16 protein-coding genes and 1 riboswitch are annotated in these 16784 nt (G+C 72.6%); of the genes, 13 read left to right on the forward strand and 3 right to left on the reverse strand.

Annotated elements, in window-relative coordinates:
• Positions 1-68 precede the first annotated feature (68 nt).
• A complete protein-coding gene (locus OG322_RS36045; RefSeq protein WP_123467117.1) occupies positions 69-395 on the forward strand; it encodes a cupin in 327 nt (108 codons plus the stop codon).
• Positions 396-404: 9 nt separating this feature from the next.
• Here the strand turns inward: OG322_RS36045 and OG322_RS36050 are convergent, their stop codons facing one another.
• Both OG322_RS36050 and OG322_RS36055 read right to left on the reverse strand, forming a co-directional pair.
• Positions 405-1673 carry an RNA polymerase sigma factor gene (locus tag OG322_RS36050; protein WP_123467115.1) on the reverse strand — a complete coding sequence of 423 codons (1269 nt, stop codon included), beginning with the start codon at positions 1671-1673 and terminating at the stop codon, positions 405-407.
• Positions 1673-2029 (reverse strand): YciI family protein, encoded by a 357-nt coding sequence (locus OG322_RS36055; protein ID WP_123467113.1) that lies wholly within the window; start codon positions 2027-2029, stop codon positions 1673-1675. The genes OG322_RS36050 and OG322_RS36055 overlap by 1 nt, the downstream gene beginning before the upstream one ends.
• A gap of 153 nt (positions 2030-2182) precedes the next feature.
• On the opposite strand from OG322_RS36055, the gene OG322_RS36060 reads away from it, so the two are divergent.
• From OG322_RS36060 to OG322_RS36105, 10 genes are all read left to right on the forward strand, one after another.
• The gene (locus OG322_RS36060; protein ID WP_124286346.1) at positions 2183-2809 is read left to right on the forward strand and encodes a GNAT family N-acetyltransferase; all 627 of its coding nucleotides are present in this window, start codon (positions 2183-2185) and stop codon (positions 2807-2809) included.
• A gap of 99 nt (positions 2810-2908) precedes the next feature.
• Positions 2909-3781: an ABC transporter substrate-binding protein gene (locus OG322_RS36065; RefSeq protein WP_266412842.1), complete on the forward strand. Its 873-nt coding sequence runs from the start codon at positions 2909-2911 to the stop codon at positions 3779-3781.
• Between the two features lie 137 nt (positions 3782-3918).
• The gene (locus OG322_RS36070; RefSeq protein WP_123467107.1) at positions 3919-4182 is read left to right on the forward strand and encodes a type B 50S ribosomal protein L31; all 264 of its coding nucleotides are present in this window, start codon (positions 3919-3921) and stop codon (positions 4180-4182) included.
• A gap of 175 nt (positions 4183-4357) precedes the next feature.
• The gene (locus tag OG322_RS36075; protein ID WP_124286348.1) at positions 4358-5599 is read left to right on the forward strand and encodes a beta-ketoacyl-[acyl-carrier-protein] synthase family protein; all 1242 of its coding nucleotides are present in this window, start codon (positions 4358-4360) and stop codon (positions 5597-5599) included.
• 92 nt (positions 5600-5691) lie between these two features.
• The gene (locus OG322_RS36080) at positions 5692-7572 is read left to right on the forward strand and encodes an acyl-CoA dehydrogenase family protein (RefSeq protein ID WP_260147280.1); all 1881 of its coding nucleotides are present in this window, start codon (positions 5692-5694) and stop codon (positions 7570-7572) included.
• Between the two features lie 266 nt (positions 7573-7838).
• Complete coding sequence (locus OG322_RS36085; protein ID WP_123467102.1) at positions 7839-8099, forward strand: acyl carrier protein; 261 nt, start codon at positions 7839-7841, stop codon at positions 8097-8099.
• Positions 8096-9319 carry a beta-ketoacyl-[acyl-carrier-protein] synthase family protein gene (locus OG322_RS36090; RefSeq protein WP_123467100.1) on the forward strand — a complete coding sequence of 408 codons (1224 nt, stop codon included), beginning with the start codon at positions 8096-8098 and terminating at the stop codon, positions 9317-9319. Before OG322_RS36085 ends, OG322_RS36090 begins: the two co-directional genes overlap by 4 nt.
• Before the next feature lie 75 nt (positions 9320-9394).
• Positions 9395-9582, forward strand: a riboswitch (cobalamin riboswitch).
• Positions 9583-9618: 36 nt separating this feature from the next.
• Positions 9619-10686: an ABC transporter substrate-binding protein gene (locus OG322_RS36095; protein ID WP_185095603.1), complete on the forward strand. Its 1068-nt coding sequence runs from the start codon at positions 9619-9621 to the stop codon at positions 10684-10686.
• On the forward strand, positions 10683-11774 hold the full coding sequence (locus OG322_RS36100) for a FecCD family ABC transporter permease (protein WP_398912623.1): 1092 nt from the start codon (positions 10683-10685) through the stop codon (positions 11772-11774). Before OG322_RS36095 ends, OG322_RS36100 begins: the two co-directional genes overlap by 4 nt.
• A complete protein-coding gene (locus tag OG322_RS36105; protein ID WP_124286351.1) occupies positions 11771-12559 on the forward strand; it encodes an ABC transporter ATP-binding protein in 789 nt (262 codons plus the stop codon). The genes OG322_RS36100 and OG322_RS36105 overlap by 4 nt, the downstream gene beginning before the upstream one ends.
• 99 nt (positions 12560-12658) lie before the next feature.
• Here the strand turns inward: OG322_RS36105 and OG322_RS36110 are convergent, their stop codons facing one another.
• Positions 12659-13696 carry a PRC and DUF2382 domain-containing protein gene (locus OG322_RS36110; RefSeq protein WP_123467097.1) on the reverse strand — a complete coding sequence of 346 codons (1038 nt, stop codon included), beginning with the start codon at positions 13694-13696 and terminating at the stop codon, positions 12659-12661.
• Between the two features lie 405 nt (positions 13697-14101).
• On the opposite strand from OG322_RS36110, the gene OG322_RS36115 reads away from it, so the two are divergent.
• Positions 14102-14902: an IclR family transcriptional regulator gene (locus OG322_RS36115; protein WP_123467094.1), complete on the forward strand. Its 801-nt coding sequence runs from the start codon at positions 14102-14104 to the stop codon at positions 14900-14902.
• Positions 14903-15018: 116 nt separating this feature from the next.
• A complete protein-coding gene (locus OG322_RS36120) occupies positions 15019-16713 on the forward strand; it encodes an OPT/YSL family transporter (RefSeq protein ID WP_185095602.1) in 1695 nt (564 codons plus the stop codon).
• Positions 16714-16784 lie beyond the last annotated feature (71 nt).

A 16784-nucleotide genomic window follows, 5' to 3' on the forward strand; every position in this document is an offset into this window, starting at 1 on the left:
GCCCATGGGCCCGGCCGGGCCCATGGGCAGGATCGCGGGGGAACGAGGGCTGCGGCACAGTAGGGCATATGGACGCTCCGAATGATCTGAATGCCCTCGCCGACGAGCACCTGGCCGCGGCCCGCACCTCCGCGCACGGCCGCAGCGCCCACCTCCTGCTGCACGAGGAGCCGCTGCGGCAGACCGTCATCGCCCTGACCTCGGGCTCCGCGCTCGACGAGCACAACGCCCCGCCCGCCGCCTCCCTCCAGGTCCTGCGCGGCACGGTCCGGCTCACGGCCGCGTCCGGCGACGTGGAACTGGCACCCGGACGGCTGCACCCCATCCCGCAGGAGCGGCACGGACTGCTCGCGCTGGAGGACGCCGTGGTGCTGCTGACGGCGGTCAACGGCTGACGGCCCCGGTCAGCCGTCGGGCAGCGCCCGGCGGCGGCGCCGCAGGAAGTCCCGCTCGGCCGTGTTCTGCGTGAGGTCCGCCGCAGTGTCGTAGGCGGACGCGGCCTCCCGGGTGCGGCCCAGGCGGCGCAGCAGATCGGCCCGCACGGCATGGAACACGTGGTAGCCCTCCAGCTCCAGCTGGTCGACCAGGGCGAGGGCCGCTTGCGGACCGGCCACCTCCGCCAGGGCGACCGCACGGTTCAGAGCCACCACCGGGGTCGGGGCGGCCGCGAGCAACTGGTCGTAGAGCCGCAGGATCTGGCTCCAGTCGGTGGCGGACGCGGTCGCCGCGTCGCTGTGCACGGCGTTGACCGCCGCCTGGATCTGGTACGGACCCGGCCGGTCCCGCCGCAGGCACTGCCGTACGAGCGACTGCCCCTCGGCGATCAGCGCTCCGTCCCACAGATCGCGCCGCTGCTCATCCAGCGGCACCAGCTCGCCGGCGGGCCCCGAGCGCGCGGGACGCCGCGACTCGGTGAGCAGCATGAGGGCGAGGAGCCCCACCGCCTCCGGTTCGTCGGGCATCAGCGCGGTCAGCAGCCGGCCCAGGCGAATGGCCTCCGCGCAGAGGTCCTCGCGCACCAGCCGTTCGCCCGAACTCGCCGTGTATCCCTCGTTGAAGACGAGGTACACCACGGCGAGCACCGAGCGGAGCCGCTCGGGCAGATCGGCGTCGCGGGGCACCCGGTAGGGGATCCGGGCGTCACGGATCTTGGCCTTCGCGCGCACCAGCCGCTGCGCCATGGCCGGCTCCGGCACGAGGAAGGCGTGTGCCAGCTCCGCGGTGGTGAGGCCGCCGAGCAGCCGCAGGGTCAGGGCGATCTGCGCGGCGGTGGAGAGCGAGGGATGGCAGCAGGTGAATATCAGGCGGAGCCGGTCGTCGCGCACGGGTCCCTCCTCGGCCGGTTCGGTCCCGGCATGCAGCAGTGCGGCCTGGGCGTGCCGGTCGGCGCGGGAGGCCTCCCGGCGCAGCCGGTCGACGGCCCGGTTGCGCGCGGTGGTGATGATCCAGCCGGCCGGTGCGGGCGGCAGCCCGGTCACCGGCCACCGGTCGAGCGCGGTGGTGAACGCCTCCTGGACCGCCTCCTCGGCGATACCGATGTCACCGAACGCGCCGACGAGCACGGCGACGCACCGGCCGTACTCGGCACGGAAGAGACGCTCGATCTCCCGGGCGGGCACGGCCGGCTCGTCCGGTGCGCCGTCCGGGGCGGACCGGCCGGGCGAGCCCGTCATCAGCCCTCCAGTTCACCCTCGAACGGGCGGACCTCGATGGGGAGCCCGATCGCCAGCGCGGCCTTGCGGCCCCAGTCGAGCCCGGCGTCCAGATCGGGGGCCTTGATGATGCTGAGCCCGCCGAGGTACTCCTTCCCCTCGATGTACGGCCCGTCGGTGAGCACCGTGCCGCCGTCCTTCGCCCGCACGACGGTGGCCGTGCTCGGCGCACTCAGCCCGCCGTCGAAGACCCAGGCCCCGGCCTGCTGGAGCTCCCGGTGGAAGCCCTCGACGTTCCGCATGATCCGTTCCATCTCCGCGGGGCCGGGCGGCACGCCGTCGGCCGGTGTGACGACGCTGAGCAGGTAGTGCTTCATGGGGTGCCTCCTCGGGTAGTACGCCGGCGCCGTGCCGGCCTCTCACCCTCTATACGAACGGCTGCCGTCCGGATCGACACGGAACACGGCCGTGTTCGAGGAATTTCTCGCCCGCACCTTTTGGGAGCGCTCCCAGCGCGGCAGGATGAGGCAATGACTCCGCGAACCGGCCTGCGCGCGTACCATCCGGACGACCGTGCGGACCTTGCCGGCATCTGTGTCCGGACGGCCGACAACGGCGGCGACTCCCGGCACCTGTACCCGGACCAGGAGCTGGTGCCGTCGATCTTCGCCGCTCCGTACGCGTACCTCGAACCCGATCTGGCCTTCGTGATCGACGACGGAACGGGCCGGGCGGTCGGATACATCCTCGGGACGGCGGACACACCGCGGTTCGTGACGGAGTTCCGCAAGCGCTGGCTGCCTCTGGTCGAGGACCGTTACCCGCGACCGGACGGCGAGCCGACCTGTCCCGGCGACGAGATGATCGCGCTCCTGCACAACCCGGAGCGGATGATCCTGCCCGAACTGGCCGCCCACCCGGCCCACTTGCACATCGATCTGCTTCCGGAGTGGCAGCGCAGGGGGTACGGGAGAGAGCTGATGCGTACGTTCCTGGCAGCCCTGCGCGCCAAGGGGGTCGAGAGCGTGCATCTGTCCATGCTCACGGCCAACACCCCGGCCAGGGCCTTCTACGACCGGCTCGGCTTCGCCGAGATCCCGGTACCGGACCCAGGGCCCGTCAGCTACCTGGTGCGCGGCACCGAGGCGGACCTGTAGAACGACGCCGCGGCGGGGGTGCCGCGCCGGATCGCTGGGCAGGTACTGGTGTACGACCCCGAAACGGGGCGAAGCGGCCGGTGGCGAGAGGCGTGTGACGTGAGCGAGCAGACCGTGTGGCAATTCTCCGACGACCGCGGACAGCGGTCGTCCGCCGAGCGGCGCCCGACGCGGGTGCTCGCGTACGTCCAGGCCGGAGCGACCTTGTGGGACCACGGGATACGGCCGGTCGGAATATTCGGCTCCGGCCATGACGACCCGGCCGTGCCCGACACCGCGAAGACCGGATCGCTGCCCCTGACCGAGGTCGCCTATGCGGGCGCGGGCACCACCCTGGACGTGGAAACACTGCTGAGCGGCGAGCCCGACCTCGTGGTGGCCGTCAGCTACGGCGGCGGCCAGGTCTACGGCCTCGCCCCGGAGACGGCCAAGCACTTGGAGGAGCACGTCCCGGTCGTCGTCATCGACGTGGGCCAGGCGCGCACCCTCGCGGAGACCGGTGACCGGTTCACCCGGCTGGCCCGTTCGCTGGGCGCCGAGGAGCCCGCGGTGGCCGCGCAGGAACTGGACGCCGCCCGGGACCGGCTGCGCACGTTCGCCGCGCGACCGGACCGGACCAGGGTCCTCGCCCTGTCCCCGGCCGGGCAGCAGCAGGCGCACCTGGCCCGCCCTCGCATGTGGCCCGAACTGCGGGCGCTGGCAGAGCTCGGCGTCGACCTGGTGGAACCGGCCGACGGGCCCGGTGCGAACTGGTCCACGGCCGACTGGGCGGAGGCCGGGGCGCTGCGTCCCGCCGTCGTGCTCGCCGACATCCGGGTCAACGCCACCCCCCTCGAAGAGCTCCGGACGAACGCGGCGTGGGCGGCGATCGAACGCACCGCCCGGGTCGTGCCCTGGAACCCGGAGCCGGTGTGCAGCGCGCGGGCCCACGCCCGGTTCCTGGCCCTGGTGGCCGACGCGCTTGGGGCCTGAAGGCTGTCCCGTGGGGCCTCTCGTGCGCCGCGCGCCGATGCCCCGTACGGACGCCTGCGATCGCGCGGGACGCCGTGGTTCGCGAGGCTGGCCGGGAGTGTCCCGTGCCGGTACCCGCACGTCCCCAGGAGCAGGCCATGCAGCAGGACAAGCACCCTTCCTACCGTCCCGTCGTCTTCCGTGACCGTTCGGCGGGCTATGCCTTTCTGACCCGGTCCACCGCGTCGAGTGGGCAGACCATCGACTGGGACGACGGCAACAGCTACCCCGTCATCGACGTGGAGATCTCCGCCGAGAGCCACCCGTTCTTCACCGGGAAGGCCCGGGTGGTCGACTCCGAGGGCCAGGTCGCCAAATTCGAGCGCAGGTACGGCGACGACGGGGGCGCCGGCGCCTCCTGACCCGTTCGGGACCCGAGCCCCCGGCCTTCTCCACCGGGCCGGGGACCTCGTACGTCGTGACCGCACCCACCCCGCGCACGGGGAAGTGACCCGTTCGGCCCAGTGGGCGCATCCTCGGCCGGGGCCCGGCCGTTCGACCGGCGGCGGGGGCGAACGATGACGGGAGGGCCGCGGCATGGCGTGGGACGGGGCAGCAACTGTGGTGACGGGCCTGGGGCTTGTGACCCCGGCCGGCGCTGACGAGCACGCCTTCTGGGCGGGGCTGTGCGCCGGGACCGGTGTGGCCCGGCACTGCGAGGAACTGGCCGGCCTGCCGGTCGACTTCGCCTGCCGGGCCGACGCGGGGGACCTGGACGAGGCGGTGGGCGGACGCGCCGTGTTCCGGATGGCGCGGTTCGTGAAGATGGCGCTCGTCGCCGCCCGCCGTGCCGTGGCGGACGCCGGGCTCCGACCGGACCGCTGGGACGGCAGCCGGGTGGGCGTCGTGCTGGGCGTCGGCGTGGGCGGTGTTTCCGTTCTCGTCGACAACGTCCGCAGGCTGGACGCGGACGGACCGCTCGCGGTCTCCCCGCTCCTTGTGCCGATGATGATGCCGAACGCGGCCGCCGGGGAGGTCGCCATCGACCTGCGCGCCCACGGGCCGAGTCTGGCCCCGGCCACCGCCTGCGCGTCGGGCGCCACCGCGCTCGCTCTCGCCCGCGACCTGCTGACGAGCGGTCAGTGCGACGTTGTGGTGGCCGGCGGTGCGGAGTCCGTGGTGACTCCGCTGGTGGTGACCGCGTTCGCGGGGATGGGCGCACTCTCGGTGCGCACCGGCGAGCCGGCGGCCGCGTCGAGGCCGTTCGCCGCGGACCGCGACGGGTTCGTCCTGGGCGAGGGCGCCGCCGTCCTCGTACTGGAACGCGCCGGGGACGTCCGGGCCCGTGGCGGACGGGCGCGGGCGGTGCTGGCCGGTGCGGGCGCTGCCACGGACGCCCACCACCCCACCGCCCCCGACCCGGGCGGCCGAGGCGCTCAGCGGGCGGTCGAGGCGGCACTGGACCGGGCGGGCTGGGCTGCCCGCGACGTGGACCACATCAACGCACATGGCACCTCCACCCCGCTGAACGACGCCATGGAATCCGCGCTGATCGCCCGGCTCTTCCCGCACCGGCCCTCGGTGACCGCACCGAAGGGCGTCATCGGGCACACCCTTGCGGCGGGCGGTGCGATCGAGGCGGTGGCCACCGTACTGACCCTGGAACACGGCCTCGTCCCGCCGATCGCCAACCTCGACGCCCCGCCGGCGGAGTCCGGCCTCGACTGTGTGACCAAGGAACCCCGCAGGCAGCGCGTCGAGCGGGCCCTCAGCCACTCCTTCGGATTCGGCGGCCACAATGTCGCCCTCGCCTTCCAGCGGGCCCCGGCACCCCGCTGAACAGGAAGTAAAGGGCTGCGAATGCCAGAATTCGGGTGTCCTGGCTGATTCCTGATCGTTCCTGTCGTATGACCATTACGATGGATAGCCCCATGGTGACCGGAGCCGGCACGGAGCGGGTCGCGGACCGGCTCACCGCAGTGCTCCTCGGCGCGGACGCCCGCCGGGAGCACGGCTTCTGGCAGCGCATCATCGCCACCGAGCCGTTCCGCAGGCCGGTAGTCCCCCTGCCCGGTCCCACCCCCGACGAGCGGCTCGCGCTCGCCCACGCCCGGCTGCGCACGCTCAACAACGCGCTGGACAGCGGCGCGAGGCTGGCAGCCGACCCGCGCGCCCTGGCCGCACTGCACGAATGGCTCGCCCCGGTGGACCCGACTCTCGCCACCGTCGCGGGAATCCACTACAACCTCTTCCTCGGCAGTCTGCTGGACCACGACGCCGACCGGTCCCGCGATCTGTCGGACTTCCTCGCGATGCGGCGCATCGGGACCTTCCTCTGTACGGAGGTGGCGCACGGCAATGACGCCGCCGCGGTCGAGACGACGGCCACCTACGACCGTGCCCGGGACGGATTCGTGCTGCACACGCCGCACCTGGGCGCGCAGAAGTTCATGCCCAACACCAGCCGGGCCGGCGGCCCCAAGTCGGGACTCGTCGCCGCCCGGCTCCTCGTCGAGGGAGCCGACCACGGGGTCTTCCTGCTGCTGGTGCCGCTCACCGACTCGTCGCAGGCCCTGCCCGGGGTACGGATCCGCAGGCTTCCGGCACGGCTGGGCAGTCCCGTGGACCACTGTCTGACCTCCTTCGACCAGGTATTCGTGGGGCGCGAGGCACTGCTCGGCGGCCAGCAGGGGCGGGTCGGCGACGACGGGGTGTTCCGCAGCGGCACCGCCGGCCGCAGACGCCGATTCCTCGCCTCCATCGGCCGCGTCACCACGGGCCGCATCTGCATGAGCGCCAGTGCGGTCGGCTCCGCCCGGGCCACCCTTGCCATCGCGGTCCGCTACTCCGGCCACCGGTATGTCTCCGGGGGCCGTGCGCTGCCGCCGTTGCCGGTGATGGCCCACCGCAGCCACCACGGCCCGCTGGCCGGGGCCATGGCCACCGTCTTCGCGATGAGCCTGCTGCACCGACGGGTCCTCGACCGCTGGGAGGCCGCGGTGCGCGGCCCGGCGGCGGAGCGCGCGGCGGCCGGGCAGCTGGTCGACATCGCCAAGGGCTGGATCACCTGGCAGGCCCGGTCCGTGATCGTCGAATGCCGGGAACGGTGCGGAGCCCAGGGACTGCTGGAGAACAACGGAATGACCGAACTCGTCACCGCGGTGGAGGGCGCCATCACCGCCGAGGGCGACAACCTGGCCATCCACGCCAAGGCGGCGGCCGAGATGGTCATCTCAGCGATGCCCGAGGCATTGGACGCGTGGGGCACCGCGTCCGGCCGGCCGGACGGCGACCTGAACGATCTGCGCTACCTCGGCCGGCTCCTGGCCCAGGTGGAGCGGATCCAGTTCGCCCGCTCCCGCGCACGCATGGCACGGGCCCCGCACGGTGGCCCGCTGAAGCGGTGGAACACGGGGTCCGGGCCCGCGCTGCGAGGCGTCGAGGCGCACGCCTACCGGCAGGCGGCCGACGCGTACGCGGACGCGGTCGAGGGCCTGCCCGAGGGGCCTGCCCGCGAGCGGCTGACCGAACTGGCCCGGCTGTTCGCGCTGCGCTGGGTCGAACGCAACAGCGGGGACCTGCTCGTCGCCGGTCACCTCACGGCCGACCAGGTCGAAGGGCTGACGGAGGCCACCGAGCAGCTCGTCGCCGCCGTCGCGGTCCACCTGCCGGAACTCGCCGGCTCCTTCGCGCTGCCGGCGGAACTGCTCGCCGACTGGCCCATCGCGGGAGCCCGCTACGCGGAGGCGTACGACGACCTGGAGGCGTCCTGGCACACGGGCGAGAGGCAGGTACCCGCGGGGGATCGATGACGGCCGGGACGGAGCAGGGAACACCCGTGCGGCTGCGCCGTGCGGCCGCGGCGGCACAGGGCCTCGGAGTCGGTGTCGTACTCCTGGCCTTCTGGGGCACCGCGGCCGTGTTGTCGCGGTGGTGCCCGGGGGAGCGGCCCCGCGGAGGCGAATCGGTTCGCCGCAAGGCGTAACTGGACGGACGCTGCTCAGTTACTTCGGCGTCGGGGCGTGAGAGGCAGCGCTCCGGACACCCCCGCCGGACGGGCATGATGGAGAGGAAGACCATGAGCGCGATTCACCCCACGATCACCGAGGTACTCAGCCGTACCTTCAGGGTGCCCGTGGCCGAGATTCTCCCGGAATCCACGATGGACAGCCTGGACATGGACTCCCTGGCAGTCGCCGAGTTCGCCGTCGTCATGAGGGAGGCCGTCGGCGTCGAGCTGGACCCGGGCACCCTGCACAGGGACACCAGCCTCGCCGGGCTCACGGAGTTCCTCCGGGCGTCGGCCGGCGGCCAGGCACCGGTGGGCAACGCCCGATGACGACGCCGGCCATCGCCGTCACCGGTCTGGGAATGATCACCCCGGTCGGCAACGACACCGAGTCCACCTGGGACGGTGTGTGCGCCGGGGTCAGCCCGGCCCGCACCGTCCCCGCACTCGCAGGGTGCGCGATCGACTTCGCCTGCACGGTCGACGGCATCGACCTGGACGCCGCGATCGGCCGCCGCACGGCCTACCGCATGGGCAGGTACGCCAAATTCGCCGTACTCGCCGCACGGGAGGCGGTCGCCGACGCGGGAGTCGACCCGGGAGGCTGGGACGGCAGCCGGGTCGCGGTCGTCGTCGGTACCAGCAGCGGCGGCTCCGCCGGTCTCACCGATCAGGCACTGGTGCTGGAACGGCGCGGGCCCGAGGCGACCTCGCCGTCCGGGATCCTGCTCACCATCCCGAACATGCCCGCGGCCGAGATCGCGATCGAGATGGGCGCCACGGGCCCCAGCCTGGCGCCCTGCACCGCCTGCTCGTCCGGGATCACCGCACTGTCCGTGGCCCGGGACCTGCTCGTCACCGGGCAGTGCGACCTGGCGATCGCGGGAGCCACCGAATCGACCCTCTTCCCGATCGCCATGACCGGATTCGCCAGATCCGGCGCGGCCGCCCGCGCGGACGGGGACCTGTCCCGGCTCAGCCGGCCCTTCTCGGCCGACCGGGCCGGGCTCGTCATGGGCGAGGGCGCCGCCGTCATGGTGCTGGAGCGCGCCGCCGACGCCGAGGCCCGGGGCGCCGAGCCGCGCGCGCTGCTCGCGGGCACCGGCGCCACCACCGACGCCCACCACCCCACCAGCCCGCACCCCGACGGCCGGGTCGCCCAGGCCGCCGTCGAGGCCGCGCTGCGCGACGCGGGCTGGCACGCCGCGGACGTCGAACACATCAACGCGCACGGTACGGCCACCCCGCGCAACGACGCGGCCGAAGCCGCCCTCATCGGCCGGGTCTTCCCGCACCGGCCGCCCGTCACCGCGCCCAAGGGCGTACTGGGCCACTGCATGGGCGCGGCCGGAGCGATCGAGGCGGGGCTGACGATCCTCACACTCCAGCGCGGAATCATCCCGCCGGTCGCCAACCTGGACGCGCCCGCGCCCGGGTTCGACATCGACTGCGTCATCAAGCAGCCGCTGGCGCTGCCCGTCCGGCGTGCCGTCAGCCACTCGTTCGGATTCGGTGGACACAACGCCGTGGTCGCGCTCCTGCGCCCATAGCGACCGGGCCGGTGGAACAGGCGGGGGCCCGCCCATTCCACCGGCCGCACCGCCGCTGAGCTGCGCAGAGGCTCGTGGTAGCGTGCCTGGGCCAGTCGAACTCCACGTAGGGGTCAGGGAATCCGGTGCGAATCCGGAACTGACGCGCAGCGGTGAGGGGGACGGGCGGGGCCAACAGCCACTGGGAGACCCATGGGTTCCCGGGAAGGCGTCCCGACCGTACGAACCCGAGTCCGAAGACCTGCTGGCACCCGCGGTCCGGCACCGGGTCGCGGAACTCCGTACACCGGGCCCCGCGCATGGGCCCAGAGACGCCGAGGTACTTCGTGCCGCCCATAGCCGGCCACGCCCGCTCCGCCGCCCTGCTCATGGCGGGGACAGTCCTGCTGACAGCCTGTGGTGGTGGCGGGGACAGCTCCGCAGCCAAGTCCACCGGGGCCGACGGCTATCCGGTGACCCTGAAGAACTGCGGGCGCACCGTCACCGTGGAGGCGGCCCCGCGCCGTGCCGTCCCGGTCGACCAGGGGTCCACCGAGATCCTGCTCTCGCTCGGCCTCGCCGACCGGCTGGCCGCCACCGCCACCTGGACCGACCCGGTGATGAAGGGCCTGGAGAAGGCCAACGCCGGCGTCCCGAGGATCTCCGAGAACCGTCCCTCCTCGGAGAAGGTCCTGGACCAGGAGCCCGACTTCGTCAGCGCGTCCTTCGAGTCGACGCTCGCCAAGGGCGGCGTCGCCCCACGCGAGCAGTTCGAGAAGCTGGGCGTCCCCACCTACGTCTCGCCCGCCGACTGCACCGCCAAGGACAACAGCAAGGACGGCGACGGGGTCCGGACCGGAGCGCTGACCATGGACAGCGTCTACCGTGAAGTACGCGACCTTGCCCAGGTGTTCGGTGTCCCGGAGCGGGGCGAGAAGCTCGTGGCGGAGCTGCGTGCCCGGGTGCGCAAGGCCACCGACGGCGTCGACGCCTCCGGCGCCACCCTGATGTACTGGTTCGCCAACTCCGAGTCCCCGTACCTGGCGGGCTGTTGCGGAGCACCCGGCGTCATCACCGGTGAGCTCGGCGCGAAGAACGTCTTCGACGACACCCATGAGGAATGGCCGCAGATCAACTGGGAGACGGTCGCCGACCGCAACCCGGACGTGCTGGTCATCGGCGATCTGACCCGCAAGTCGGAGACCGCCGAGAGCGCCTCGCGGAAGATCGCGTTCCTGGAGTCCAACCCCGCCACGAAGAACATGGACGCCGTACGGCACAAGCGCTACGTGCTGCTCAGCGGCCAGGCCATGAACCCGTCGATCCGTACGGTCGAGGGCGTGGAGCGCGTCGCCGCCGGGCTGCGTACGTTCGGGCTCGCGGGGTGACGGACACCGAACAGGCCGCGAAGGTGAGTGAGCGCGCGCTCACCCATGCCGGTGAGGGCGGGCGTCCCGGCATCCGGGGCATCCGCAGCGGACTCCTGTGGGCCGGCGGGCTCCTGCTGCTCGTCCTGTCCGTCGCGGTGGCCGTCACCATCGGTCCGGCCAGGATCTCCGTCAACGACGTCCGGGACACGGTCGCGGCCCACCTCGGGCTCGGGGAGTCGCCGCTCAGCCCGATCCGGGACGGCATCATCTGGAACCTGCGCATGCCCAGGACGCTGCTCGCCGCCGTCTGCGGTGCCGGGCTCGCGGTCTGCGGCACCGTCATGCAGTCGCTGCTGCGCAACCCGCTCGCCGACCCGTTCGTCCTCGGTGTCTCCTCCGGGGCGTCGACCGGCGCGGTCGTGGTCGTCGTCCTCGGGGTCGGCGGGGGAGCGGTGTCCCTGTCGGCCGGTGCGTTCATCGGGGCGCTGTGCTCCTTCGCGCTGGTCCTGCTGCTCAGCCACACCCTCGGCGGCAGCACCGACCGGGTGGTCCTGTCCGGGGTCGCGGCCATGCAGCTGTTCTCCGCGCTCACCTCCTTCGTCGTGATGACCGCCGCCGACGCCGAGCAGACCCGCGGGGTGCTGTTCTGGCTTCTGGGTTCACTCGGCGGCGTCGGCTGGACCGATGTGTGGACCTGCTCCGCCGTGCTGGCCGTGACGCTGCTGATCTGCCTGGGCCATGCCCGTACGCTCGATGCCTTCGCCTTCGGCCAGGACGCGGCCGCCACCCTGGGTGTCCATGTCGGGCGCACCCGGATCGTGCTGCTCTGCACAACCGCGCTGCTGACCGCCGCACTGGTCAGCTCGGCCGGTGCCATCGGCTTCGTCGGCCTGGTGCTGCCGCACGCGGCCCGTGCGCTCACCGGTTCCGGGCATCGCAGACTGCTGCCGGTCACCGCGCTGGCCGGGGCCGTTTTCCTGGTCTGGGTCGACACCCTCGCGCGCACCGTCCTCGATCCGCAGGAGGTTCCGGTGGGCGTCGTCACCGCCCTGATCGGGGTGCCGGCCTTCGTCCTCGTCCTCTACCGCACCCGGCGGTCCGCGTGACCCCGCCCGCCCGCAGCGGGCTGCGGGCCGACAGAGTCAGCCGGGAGGCGGGCGGCCGTCTCATCCTGGACGGGGTCTCACTGACTTCGCCGCCCGGTGCCACCGTCGGGCTGATCGGCCCGAACGGCTCGGGCAAGTCGACCCTGCTGCGGATACTGGCCGGAGTACTCGCCCCGGACGCCGGCACGGTCACCCTCGACGACGACCCGCTGGCCAGGATCGGCCGCCGCACGGTGGCCCGGAGGGTCGCGGTGGTGGACCAGCACTCCCTCACCCAGGTCGAGCTGAGCGTCGTGGACGTCGTACGCCTCGGCCGCATCCCGCACCGACGCGCCTGGTCGGCGGCGACAGCGGCGGACGAGGCCGCGGTGGGCGAGGCGCTGGAGCGGACCGGTCTCACCGGCCGCCGGGACCAGTCCTGGCACACCCTCTCGGGCGGCGAGCGCCAGCGGGTCCAGATCGCCCGCGCGCTGGCCCAGCAGCCGCGCGAACTGCTGCTGGACGAACCGACGAACCACCTGGACGTCCAGCACCAGCTGGAACTGCTGTCCCTGGTCACCTCGCTGCCGCTGACGGCTGTCATCGCGCTGCACGACCTCAATCTGGCCGCGATGTTCTGCGACCGGATCGTGGTGATGAACGGGGGCCGGGTGGTCGCGGGCGGGTCCCCGGCCGAGGTGATCACCCAGGAGCTCATCGCCGAGGTCTACCGGGTCAGGGCCGTCGTGACACCCGACGGCCCCCAGGGGCGGCCCTCGGTGCGTTTTTGTCCGGGGCGGCCCTGACCCGAGGGGTCAGGCAGCGGCACGAGAGGGCGGACCCCGTGGTGCGGGTCCGCCCCTCGCTCCTGTCCGGTACGGCTGGTCCGGCGCGGTGCGCGGGGTTCAGCGGCGCCGTCCCTGACCGAACTCGCCGCCCATGTCCTTGCCGCCTATGTCCTTGCCGTCCTTGGTCAGGCCGTCCGCGTAGTCGATCTGCTCCTTGCGCAGTTCCGCGGAGACTTCCTTCTGTTCGGTCACCTTCTTCGTTTCCATCCGCACCCGCTCGACCGGCACGGTCTCCTTCCGCATCGTGGCGCGCTCGGCATGCAGGGTGACCTCCACATCCTGCTCGTTGATGTTCCCGTGCCCTGCCGCCTTGTCGCCGGGCTGGAGCGGCTCGCGCACCACGCGTACCTCTTCGTGCATCACCGGCACGGTCCTGGTGACGTTCTCGGTGACGACGTACTTGTGCAGGCGCGCCCTGCCGCTCTCGTACTCCTCGGTGCCGATGCGCAGCTGCTCCTCGGAGCGGATGAGTTCCTCCTTGCCGCCCAGGTCGGTGGACGCGGACCGTTCGGAGCCCGCTCCGGCTCCGACCAGCGGCCGGGCCGTGCCGGAGGTCTCGGTGTCCCGGTGTTTGCCCGTGCCGGCGCCCGCTGCGGCGCCGGTGGTGCCGGCCGTCGCCTTGCGCGTGGCGGAGGCGTTGGCGCCCATGGCCCCGGCTCCTGCCCCGGCGGCCGCGCCCGCTCCGGCCGCGCCCATGGTGCCGGTCCCGGACGTGGTCGGCGCACCGGCCGTGCCGGCGGTCCCGGTACGCCCGGTGAGCTTGCCGCCGGTGTTCTTGCTCAGGCCGTAGTGCCGGTAGAGCTCCTCTTCCTCGGAGACGGAGAGGTGAGCGTCCGCGTCCACCCGGGGCGCTTCCTTGACGCGGTCCTTCGGATGAGAGATGTGCAGGTCGGAGCCCACGCGACGGGCTCCGGCGAGAGGCACGAAGCTCTCCTTCATACCGAACAGGCCGGTCTTCACCGTGATCCAGTCCGGTCGGCCGGTGTTGTCGTCGACATACACCCGCCCCACGTTGCCGATCTTCTCGCCCGCGGTGTCGTACACCGTCAGGCCGTCGAGCTCTCCGGAATCCGTGAAACCGTCAGCGGCTCCCATGACCGATTCCTCCTAGCCCGGGCGCGTCCTGTGGGTGGGTCCAGCAGGTGAGGCGCGTCCGGATTCCATCGCGCCTCACCCGGATGGACGCTGCAACTTCCCGGCCGGGGGGGTGGGGTGCCGTACACCCGCCGTGTGGGCGCAGGCCCCGTGCGATGCCGATGCGGGCCGTACAGCCGGGTTAGGCCAATCGGGTGACCGCCGAGCGGTTGTGGCCCGCCCGGCGTGCCACCGGTGTGCCGCCTTCCGTAACCGCCCCTGAGCAGGCCGTTCCCGCGGCGCGGCGAATTTCCGGCAAACCCTTGACACCCGCTGGGCGTGGCAGCATCCTTTCGCCAGAAATCGCAACGTCGTTGCGATTTCCGCACCGACAGATGGACGAAGTGGACGAAGGAGGCCCGGCCCATGGCTGAGCGCGGCACGGACACCACCACCCCGGCCCTCGACGGACAGCAGGCCCCGGGAGTGCTGCAGACCGTCGACCGGGCCCTGCTCGTCCTGCTGACGTTCACCGAACAGCGGCCCGAATGGGGCGTCAGTGAACTGGCCCGCCACCACGGCTGGGACAAGGCCGTCGTCCAGCGACTGCTCACCACCCTGAGCGCGCGCGGCTTCCTGCTCTGCGACGAGAACAGCCGCCGCTACCGCCCCGGACCGGCGCTGTCCCGGCTGGCCAGGGTCAGCGAACACAGCGGAGTGCTGTCCTCGATCTCCAGGCCGATACTCGCCCGGCTGCTCCGCGAGACCGGCGAGAGCATCGTCCTCAACGTCCCGCACGGCGGCAGCTACCGTTGCGAAGCCGCCGTCGACGGCACCGGACCCGTCCGTTACACGGCGATCATCGGCGCCGTCATGCCCGGTCACGCCGGAGCGTCCGGTCACACCATCTTCGCGTACCACCCCGAACGCGAGATCCGGCAGATGTTCGGCGCCAACGGGCTGACGCGCTTCAATGACCGCACCATCACCGACCTGGACGCCCTGCTCACCTGCTACGCACAGGTCCGTGCCGACGGTTACTCCATCACCCACGGAGAGTACGACGAGGCCGTCACCGCGGTCTCCGCCCCCGTCTTCCAGGGCGACGGCGTCCCCGCCTCCCTCACCGTCATCGGCCCGTCCCACCGCGTGGACCGGGCCGCCGACACCCTCGTGACGCTGGTACGCGCCGGAGCGGCGGAGATCACCGCGGCCCTCGGCGGCTGAACCAGCCCCGGCACCACCCGGGCCGCGGCCTCCCGTACCGCCGCGCGCCCCCGGCTCCGCCCTGCCGCGGAGATCCGAACATCCCTCCCAGCCCTGCAAACCGAAGGGGGTGCCCCATGGCGCACCACGTCTTTGCGCCGCACCCTGCCCCGCCGTCGTCCGCCCCCGACGAGCCCCGGTCGCACCCCAGGGTCATGGAACCCGTGCTGCTGGTGATCCTGGTGGTGCTCTCCGCCGTGGGAGCCGTCATCGGCATCGACCTGGTCTCCAAGCTGGGCATCTCCGCCAACACCTCGGTCGTCGGCGCACTCGTCGCCATGCTCATCGGCCGCATCCCTCTGGGCTTCCTGCGCCGGATGCGGTCCGTGCACCGGCAGAACCTCGCCCAGAGCGCGATCTCCGCCGCGACCTTCGCCTCCGCGAACGCCCTGCTGACATCCGTCGCCGTGCCGTACGTCTTCGGGCGCACGGACCTGGTCTGGCCGATGCTCGCGGGCGCGTTCATCGGGCTCGTCGTGGACGCCTGGGTGCTCTACCGCGCCTTCGGCTCCCGGCTGCTGCCCGCCGACGCCGCCTGGCCGCCCGGCACCGCGGCCGCCGAGACCATCAAGGCCGGCGACCGGGGAGGACGCCGGGCCCTGATCCTCGCGGGCGGCACCGCGGTCGGCCTCGCCGGAACACTCTTCAGCCTGCCGCTCTCCGCCGCCGGGGTCGCCTTCCTGGGCAACGTCTGGGCGCTGATGATGTTCGGCATCGGACTGATGCTGCGCCAGTACGGCCCGGACCTCTTCCACACCGATCTGGGCGCCGGCTACATCCCGCACGGCGTCATGGTCGGAGCAGGCATCGTGGCACTCGGCCAGGCCGTGCACCTGCTGCTCAGCCGTCGCGACCGCAAACGAACCGCGGCCGCCGCAGACCGCAAACGAACCGCGGCCGCCGCGGACTCCCCGAGCACCGCACCCGTCGAGCAGACGGACCCGAGCACCGCGTACACCGTCGACGAACGCGCACTGCGGCTCTCCCTGATCCGCGGCTACGCGCTCTTCACCGGGGGCGCCGTGGTCCTCGCCGTGCTCGGCGGGCTGATCGGCGAAATGAGCCCGCTCGGCATCGTCGGCTGGGTACTGTTCGCCGCCTTCGCCGCGCTGGTGCACGAACTGATCGTCGGCCTCGCCGCCATGCAGTCCGGCTGGTTCCCGTCCTTCGCCGTCACGCTGATCTTCCTCATCCTCGGCCTCGCCATAGGAATCCCGTCGGTGCCGCTCGCCCTCCTGGTGGGGTACGTCTCCGCCACCGGCCCGGCCTTCGCCGACATGGGCTACGACCTCAAGGCCGGCTGGCTGCTGCGGCGCGAGCACCGCCCCTGGGATCCCTTCGAGCGGGAGGGCCGCCGCCAGCAGTTCCTGGCCGCCCTCATCGGTTTCGCGGTCGCCCTCGCCGTCGTCGCCCTCGCCTGGCGCTCGTACTTCGGGCAGGGCCTCATCCCGCCCGTCGCCAAGGTGTACGCCGACACCATCAAGAGCGGGCTCAGCGACCCGGACGCGGTCCGCACCATGCTGCTCTGGGCCATCCCCGGCGCCGCCATCCAGCTGATAGGCGGCACCCGCCGGCAGATGGGCGTCATGCTCGCCACCGGCCTGCTCATCCTCACCCCGCAGGCCTGCTGGCTGGTCCTCGGCGCCCTCGTCATCAGGGTCGGCTACCGCAAGCTGCGCGGCCCCGCGGCCGACGAGGAACTCAACCTGGTGGGCGCCGGACTGATCGCCGGCAGCTCGCTCGGCGACTCGGCCCAGATCCTCAAGACCTGACGCCCCGCCACCCCCTCAGCCACTTCCCGTACCACCGCACCACTCAGCACCACCCGCACGGCAAGGAGACC

Origin of the sequence: Streptomyces sp. NBC_01260 (genome assembly GCF_036226405.1) — a bacterium.
In the GTDB taxonomy this organism is placed as follows: Bacteria; Actinomycetota; Actinomycetes; order Streptomycetales; family Streptomycetaceae; genus Streptomyces; species Streptomyces laculatispora.